Origin of the sequence: Paraburkholderia sp. LEh10, assembly GCF_017814945.1 — a bacterium.
Taxonomy (GTDB): domain Bacteria; phylum Pseudomonadota; class Gammaproteobacteria; order Burkholderiales; family Burkholderiaceae; genus Paraburkholderia.
In genome coordinates this window covers 1-7,419 of the sequence record NZ_JAGIPX010000140.1, presented here as the reverse complement: position 1 = coordinate 7,419, position 7,419 = coordinate 1, and the positions used below count along the sequence as shown (strand labels likewise).

Below are 7,419 nucleotides of genomic sequence, written 5' to 3'. Positions count from 1 at the left end.
CTGGCGGCGTCAGATCCCTCCAGCTCACGCGACCCGAGACAAGATCCTCCCGCTCGTATCCCACCATGCGAAGAAATGCGTCATTGGCCTCAAGAATGTCGCCACCGGCATTCCAGACGACGATCCCGATGATGTTGGCGTCGACGAGGCGCCGGATCTTCGCTTCGCGTTCGGCAAGATCGCGGTACAAGCGGGCATTCTCCAGCGAAATCGCGGCCTGCGAGGCCAACAGCTTCAGCACGGCGATCCTGGTCGGGCTGAACACGCGGGCAGTCAGACTGTTTTCGAGGTAGAGCGCGCCGGTGAGCTTCGCCTGGTTGGTCAAGGGCAAGCAAAGAATGGAGCGCGGCTGGCGCTCATCGATGTAGGGGTCTGCGGCAAACGACGTCTCTATAGCCGCATCGTCGAGAATCAGGCTCTCCTGGGTGCGCACAACGTAGTGCAGAACCGATTCCGGCAACGCGGCCGCGGTCACGGGCGCATCGCACCGTTGCACAATGACCGTCACTCCGCCGGTCGTGGCTTCTGCCGCGACCCGCTGTTCAGTGCCTCGCGCAAGCATCAACAGGCCGCGCTCGGCACCCGCGTGTTCCAGTGCCGTGCGCAGGCACTTGTCGATCAGTTTATCCAGGACAATCTCACCCGACACCGCCTGCGAGACATTAATCACAGTGGCGAGGTCGAGCTGTTCGACCGATGCCTCGACCGTCCTCGTCGGAGCGAGTACGGTCTCTTCCGTTCTCAAGTACGGATATATCTTGTCGAGTTGCCGCACCTTCCCGTCGGCGCCCCAACGGATATAGCAGTAACGGGCTTCCTTCAGGTAGGCGCGCGAAGTCGTCTGAAACCCACGCGCCGCATAAAACCGTGCGGCAAGTTCATTGGCGAGTGCCTCGTTGTGGACAAAGCCGTTGGCGCGCGCCGAGCGGATGGCCTGTTCGTAAAGGTCCATGGCATCCAGCGCGCGGCCTTCAATCCGGGCGACCTCCGCACCGACCAGCGCGGCGCGGTTCTCGAAATTGTCGGGGCAATTCTTGGCCCACACCTGGAGCTGCCGGTGATGAGCGGGGAGGGCCTCAAAGTGCTGCTGCCGCGACATGGCTGTTTCCATGTCCCAACATGCGGCCTGCGTCAGCGCGCCATAGAAGTGATACTCCGCCGTTTCTAACACCGACGGCGAAGCCTTCACCAGCGGTTGCGCTCTGGACGAGGCATCGGCCGCTGCCGTATAGTCACCCGCCAAAAAGCGCGCCTGCAGCTTGCGTATCCAGTACCAGCATTCGACAACGGCCAATGCCGGATGACTTGACAGATTGCGCTCAAACTCGAGCTCGTTGAACCGCCCATCATCAAACGAACCGAATTCCGTTGTGAGACCGCGCAGCGTCCGGATAAGCCCGAGCTGCCCGGTGATCCAGGCGACGATGACACCGAACCCCAATTTGTTTGCGAACTGGAGGCTGCGCTCCGCTTCGCTTTGTGCCTCGTCGAGCGGATCGCCCGCCAACAGAAGATTGGTGTTCAGTTGAGCGCAGGCGTAGCCCGCATAGGTCAAATCGCCAATACGGTTCGCGATTTCAAACGCGCGCAGTAGCAGGTCACGTCCTGTCCGGACATGCCGCGTCCAGGCGCTGATGAACCCGAATGTCTGAAGCGTCCTGGCCCGGAAACGCTTGAGTTCAGGTTTTTCAGGGAGTTCATACCCGAGGCGGGCAAATCGAAATCCAGCGTCATAGTTGTCGAAATAGGGCCCGGCCAACATGGCAAACAGCTCATATGCCACACATGAGGCGTCGCTGTGACCGTGCTCAAGACTGAGGTTGACGGCCCGGCAGACTGCCAGGGAAAACAACTGCAACGTCGTCCTAAAGTACGCAGGCACCGCCACTCTTATCAGGAGCTCTACGGTCGCCAGCGCGTCGGGATCGCTCATTAACGGCAGTTCATGGAGCTCCTCGATCGTGCGGCTGCCGAGCTGCGACCAGATCCGCTCGTATTCGCGGCGCGCCTGCTCTTCGGTTGGATGCGGCGGCCAGTCGATGCCAAGGTGGCGGAGGGAGTCGAGACCGACGGCGACGGCCCGGTCGTTCTGATCGGTGGTCATGTACAAATCGACCCGCAAACATGCCACCGCTACGCGTTGGACTGTGGTACCCGCGCGCGTTGACAGCGCCGCCAGGCGTGCCTCCGCTTCCATCAGCGCGCCCGTCGCGAACTCAGATTCGGCGCGCTGCAGCTCCAGTGCAAAGCTCAGTTCGTTCCGGCGCTCCCAGGCATCTTCCGGCAGCAAGGCCGCACCGGCGGCGAGGTAGGTCAGCGCCGACGCATAGGCGGCCGAAGCCTTGGCGCGCTGGCCTGCGATCAGATTGAGCTCGGCCAGCTGCTCGCGCTCGTCCTGCGAGGCGATCAAGGCTGCGCCTCGGTTAAGGTGGTTGACGATGTCGAAGATGGCCTCCTCCTGCTTCTCAGGAGGCGTATGCGCTGCGAGCAGTCTGCCTACCTGAAGGTGCACCTCGCTGCGCCGTTCCGGCGGGATCAGCGAATAGGCCGCTTCCTGTATGCGATCGTGCACGAACCGGTAGGCGCCCGCCAGGCGCTCGACAAATTCGTGACGGACGGCCGGCCACAGTACTCCATGAACCTCCTCCTGGGAGGTCCCGAGGACGAGCGCAAGCGTCGGCAGCTCGGCGATGTTGCCGAGGCACGCCAACTGCTGCAACGCCTGCAACGCTTCGGCCGGCAGACGGCTTAGCTTGCCAACCATCAGGTTCACGTCGTTGTCGGTATAACCCTTGGCATGGATGCGATCGGGATCCCAGCACCACTGCCCCGCGTCATGATCAAAGGTGAGCAAATCTTCTTCGGCAAGCGCGTGCAGAAACTGGATGACAAAGAACGGATTGCCACCCGTCCTGTCATGGACCAGTTGCGCCAGTGGTGCGATGCGCGCCGGCTCGCAGTGAAGCGCTTCCGCGATTAACTGCCTAATATGCGCACGGGCGAGCGGCGCCAGCGTGATCTCATTGATCTTGAGGCCTGCGTTCCTGATGGCTTGGAGCTTGACCATCAGCGGATGCGCGGCATCGATCTCGTTGTCGCGGTAGGCACCGACCAGCATCAGGTGCCGCAGATCCGCGTGGGTTAGCAGGTCCTCGAGCAGGTCGAGCGTCGCTGCATCGAGCCACTGCAGATCGTCGAGAAAGAGCGCAAGCGGATGTTCCGCCCGGGCAAATACACTGATGAAACGCCGGAACACGAGCATGAAACGGCGTTGCGCCTGTTGCGGCTCAAGTGTCGGGACGGGTGGCGGTTCACCGATGATGAGCTTCAGTTCGGGGATGAGGTCGGTCATGAGCCGGGCATTGGGCTCCAGCGCCTCCAGCAATGCGTCGCGCCAGCTCGCCAGCTCCGTGTCCGGCTTGCCGAGCAGCGGGCGCACCAGGCCTCGAAATGCCTGGACCAGCGTCGAATAGGGGATGTCGCGCTTGTACTGGTCGAACTTGCCCGACGCGAAGAGCCCTCGCGGCGGCACAAGCATCTTGTGCAGTTCATTGACGACCGACGATTTTCCGATGCCGGAGTAGCCGGAGACCAGCACCAGCTCAGGCGGGCCGCTCCCAACGATCCGATCGAACGTGGCGACCAGGGTGGCGACCTCGCGCTCCCGCCCATACAGCTTCTCGGGTATCAGCAACCGGTCGGGCGTGTCGTGTTCGCCCAGCGGGAAGGCATCGATGCGGTGCCGACGCTGCCAGTCGGCGAGGCAATGCTGCAGATCATGCTCAGCACCGGCGGCGGTCTGGTAGCGCTCTTCGGCCGCCTTGGCGAGCAGCTTCATGACGATGTGGGAGACCACGGCAGGGACGGTCTCCACCAGCTTGCACGGCGGCACCGGCTTTCTGGCGATATGGCAGTGCACCCATTCCATGGGTTCAGCGGCCTTAAACGGCAGCACGCCCGTCAGCATCTGGTAAAGCGTGACGCCGAACGCATAGAGGTCGCTGCGCGAATCGATCGAGCGGTTCATCCGGCCGGTCTGCTCGGGTGCCATATAAGCGAGCGTGCCAGCGATGGTCTCGGGCGGTTCGGGCGCCTGTCGCTCGCGCGGCAGCCGGGAGGCGAGGCCGAATCCGGTGAGCCGGACCTGTCCGTCGGCGCAATGTACGAGGATATGCGCGGGCTTGAGATCCTTATGAACAAGACCGCGCTGGTGAAGCTTGCCTAGCGCCGCAGCGATGCCGACAGCGAGCGGCAAAAAATCGCCCATCTCCATCGGCGCGCCGAGCAGACGCGCGAGCGGCTCACCGCCAGGGTCCTCGAGCACCAGCAGGGTCCGGCCGCCTTCGCGCACCAGTTCCAGCGGTCGCGCCGCCCACGCGCCATCGAGTTCGTCCTTCAGGCCAAACGCGTGAACGAGGCGATCAACGCTGGCGGGTGATGGATGTTCAGCGGCGGGCCGCACCAGCAGGACGTTGTGGCTGCCGCCTTCGCGCGGGCGCCGCCCTCGACACAGGACGCGCTCGCCATCGTCCCACAGGATCTGGAGGCTGTTACCCATTGGCACCGGAACCCTATGCAGGTCTTTATCGGGCGAAGGCTACCATCATGCCGCCGCCCGTCATGGGTTGAGACGCTACATTCGTTCCCACGAAAGCCATGATTACATCAGGATACACCTCGGCGACCGCGGTGCCATCGATAGTAGTCAGAGGAGCTTGTCGGGACCGGCGTTCACGCTACGTCGATTGCCTCCGGCATCGGGCCAGGCACCACTCAGTCCGTTTCGGCGAAAAAGATACCCGCGTGAAGTCTGATGAAAAGATGGGTTGATAACGCTCGCCATCTCATACACGACGGCATGCGCCAGACTGAACGCCAGGCCACCCGAGACGGAACCGATTGCGTCAATGCAGCCGCCGAAGCTGACCATCGCGCCGGCCATCTTCGTGACGCAATCCGCGCCGCGCAGACAAATCACACTCCCGACGCCGGCACCACGCCCGTCGGCAAGAGCGGGGGCACGTTCGGCGCGTGGGAGACCAGCGTCGCGAACGACGACCAGAGGATAATCGCGCCGGCCGCGCACAGCCACGAAAACATATTCATGCCGCTATCCTGGATGGGGAACCGGTTCTGATCTGGGCCGAGCGGCCGGTTGAGTTCGCATACCGGCCACTCGATTTTTCTGCGAACGATAGACCGCTATATCGGGTCGTGAGGAGTCCGTCCCCTTGGTCGTCGTCGGTCATCCAGAAGCGCTCGCGATCGAAAGTGCTCAAGATAATTATCAACATGCGTCAGCTTCGAGTGACCGATGAACTCGATACTCGTGGGCAGGCAAACCTTCAAACGGTTTGGCTTGTAGACTTCGACGATAAGAACAAACGGGGCGTTAGCATTGTGGTCGCCGCGACTACATGAACGCAACGGAAAACGTGAACGGCCACGACCAGGTAACGGGTGTGCGGTCCGCATCCCAAGAGATCCGGTTGTTTCGCTGACGTGTCGACCGGGCGATTGCGCGGCGGCTGCAGCTTACCCGCACATGCGAAACGTGATTTTTCCAACGCCGACACGCGCACGCCCATAAGCCGCGGACGGCGATCGAACCCTTCATCAGCAGGCACATTCCATCGCCGCTCCACCACAGCACCTTGAGCAGCTCACCGCGCCTCACGTCTTCTGAACATAGAATATTTCGCTGCCAACACGCGAGGCAAGCAACGCTTACTCTGCGTGCTCGTCGTCCATACCTACCTAGGTATAGCAATCATGTACTTCGATGCCGTGGACAACGGTCGTTGTGGTCCTAGAATTGAGTGACTACCCACCCCCACGTTAGCTTTTAACAGGAGTGCGCAAATTAGATATCCGCAGGCTTCAAGCCGCAGCAGCGCTAGCCCCGCAAGGAGGAAGGTCGTAGAGCCAGGTCGTTAGATCACGCATTTTCACTGCGGCGGCTGATGGTCGGCCGCCATTCACTTTCGCGCAAGCCGGAGCATAGATCATGACCAAGCGACAAGTAATTTCCCCGAAGACTCGGCAAGCTCTTTACGAGAATCACAGCTATTCGGCGGCTATCCGTGCAGGCGATCTGCTGTTCGTGTCCGGGCAGGTCGGCAGCCTTGAGGACGGCACGCCCGAGCCCGATTTCGCCAAACAGGTTCAGCTTGCCTTCGACAATCTCACCGCTGTACTCGAGGCCGCTGGTTGTACCCTCGACGATGTTGTCGACGTCACCACGTTCCATACCGATCTGAAGGGGCAGTTCAAGACCGTCCAGCCTATTCGCAAAAGGGCGTTCGGCAACGGACCACTTCCGAACTGGACTGCGGTCGGCGTAAACTTTCTTTCCGGTTTCGACTTCGAAATCAAGGTCATCGCTCGTATCCCTGGATCGAACTAATCCTTCGACGGGATGGCCCACAGACGCGCTGTGGTGCCATCCGGAATCGAAGACGTCGCCCGGCCCGTGAGCACGAGACCCTATTTCGAAGCAAAAAAGACACAGAGATTTCCGCAACAGATTTGTTACTGCATAACGAATGCGCCAAGCAGGCCCGGTATCTGCGTATGACTCGCCGGACCGCTCCGGAAGCGTATACCGGCGGGTGCTCTCCCATCGCGACCGCCACGCCGTCGCTACATTTTCAAGTCCTGCCCCATCACATCGTGCAGTGCACGTCCAAAACGCACCGCGTAATATACGTCCGCTCGTAAGTTCATTCCGGACACCGTCGCAAGTAGCCGCATCATAATATGCGTCCAAATTGGATCTACCATGCGCATAGCCCGCCTGTGCATCGAAAACTTCCGCGGCATAAGGCATGCGACGCTGCTCCTACCGAAGCACGAGATCTTAATTGGCGACAACAATACCGGCAGAACAACCGCTCTCGAGGCTCTCGACCTGGCACTCGGACCGGAACGGCTGCATCGGGTACCACCAATCAGTGAACATGATTTCTACAACGGCCACTACTTCAATAGACCGTCGAGGGTTGCGGCTTCGGGTGAGATCGGCGAGCCGTCCATAATCCGGATTGAAGTTGTTATCGTCCACCTTATTCTTGGGGGAGAGAGCCCGCTTTGGAGACCGCATTGAGTTCTGGAACGCAGACTGAAGACACCGTGGTTCTCGCTCGTAACGCCAAGGGCGCATTAACGCAGCGCGAGATTGAACTCCGTGAAAATGTTAAGCCGAAGCGTTACAGGAAGGCATTCAGGACGGTCTTTTGCGGGGGGCTACTCGCTCGCCGCACACTAATCGCCGCAGGACCAACCGAGGCCTCTGCTTTTTCGGTCGTCTGTCGACGTCTCGCCGAACTTGATCCCGAAGCCTTGAAGTTGACCCAGAAAAGCGGACATCTATCCTTTGGAGAAGGAGGTGCCGATTATGGGCAAGCATCGTACCCCGTA

The 7,419-nt window shown here is 60.8% G+C and carries 4 protein-coding genes and 1 pseudogene; 3 read left to right on the top strand and 2 right to left on the bottom strand.

Features of this window, described 5'->3' with window-relative positions; translation table 11 throughout:
- The coding region (locus J8I87_RS42810; RefSeq protein ID WP_209938630.1) for an AAA family ATPase at positions 1–4,558 on the bottom strand (4,558 nt) is incomplete at its 3' end.
- Positions 4,559–4,974: 416 nt separating this feature from the next.
- Positions 4,975–5,106, bottom strand: coding sequence for a hypothetical protein (locus J8I87_RS45890; protein ID WP_280923161.1), 132 nt, complete (start codon positions 5,104–5,106; stop codon positions 4,975–4,977).
- A 901-nt stretch (positions 5,107–6,007) separates the two neighbouring features.
- Here J8I87_RS45890 and J8I87_RS42805 point away from each other — a divergent pair.
- From J8I87_RS42805 to J8I87_RS42795, 3 genes and pseudogenes are all read left to right on the top strand, one after another.
- On the top strand, positions 6,008–6,406 hold the full coding sequence (locus tag J8I87_RS42805; RefSeq protein ID WP_209938628.1) for a RidA family protein: 399 nt from the start codon (positions 6,008–6,010) through the stop codon (positions 6,404–6,406).
- Between the two features lie 375 nt (positions 6,407–6,781).
- Positions 6,782–7,105 (top strand): AAA family ATPase, encoded by a 324-nt coding sequence (locus J8I87_RS42800; protein ID WP_209938627.1) that lies wholly within the window; start codon positions 6,782–6,784, stop codon positions 7,103–7,105.
- Positions 7,102–7,419, top strand: a pseudogene (locus tag J8I87_RS42795) (hypothetical protein); the annotation flags it as partial. The gene J8I87_RS42800 and the pseudogene J8I87_RS42795, both read left to right, overlap by 4 nt.